Source organism: Anoxybacillus ayderensis (assembly GCF_000833605.1).
Taxonomy (GTDB): domain Bacteria; phylum Bacillota; class Bacilli; order Bacillales; family Anoxybacillaceae; genus Anoxybacillus; species Anoxybacillus ayderensis.
Genome location: NZ_JXTG01000060.1, coordinates 1 through 851, shown reverse-complemented (window position 1 = coordinate 851; position 851 = coordinate 1). Strand labels below are relative to the sequence as shown.

Here is an 851-nt window from a genome sequence, read left to right as displayed (position 1 = left end):
ATTGCTTCTTTTTTCCTGTCATTTTGATCGTGCGTTTCAAGCAGACAGGACATAACGGGCATTGTTCAGGTAGAGAAAGTTCGAAAATCCAACGATCTCCTTCTTTTCGCACCTTTTGAATCAAAACATCTGGTAAATCGATGAGTTCTTTGATAAACTGAGAGTACATGCGAATTTTCCTCCAATGGTTTGGTTTGGTCACCTTTACCATACAGGAAAATTCGCATTTTTTGTACCCCTATTTTCTATATGCACACCGATCTTAAATGATCAAGTACAACTTGTGGTGAAGAGCCATATCTTTGATAACTAGCTCACTATTATCTAAATAGCTGTTTCTTGCAATTAGGATCGAAAAGATATATCCGTCTTGAATCCCTCTCTCTCTTTTAATTACCACCACATCTCTTTTTTGAAGAGACTTTAGTATTTTGGAGAAGAAGTATATCTTACCTATAAAGCTTTGAACTTTTAGATTGAACATTTTATTTTGTTCTAGTTTAAATTTTGTTATATTCAATATTAAACAACCTTTCACTTTAATATATATATCACTACCGTCGCATAAATGATGTCTGAATTTTCAGTTTTATTTTTTCTGGACTTTAGAGAAAAAACGAAAACACCTAAGCGAGGGTAGTAGACATCCATTTTTTTACTATAACCTATGACTTGTGCAACAACGACTGGCAAACCTTTATGGGACGCTCTTTCCTTCGATTTTTCGTAACCAAATGTGAGCGGATTTCCACAAAGAAGCCTTCAAATAGCGACTAATTTGTAAGTAACTGCGTTCGCTATTCGTGTTCAACTGAGCTAAAACATTCAGACAGTACACTATCATGGCTACG

Annotated in this window: 2 pseudogenes; both read right to left on the bottom strand. The window is 35.1% G+C overall.

The features are described from left to right. A pseudogene (locus tag JV16_RS16080) lies at positions 1 to 169 on the bottom strand (ISL3 family transposase); the annotation flags it as partial. 528 nt (positions 170 to 697) lie between these two features. Next, positions 698 to 851: pseudogene (locus JV16_RS15645) on the bottom strand (IS4 family transposase); the annotation flags it as partial.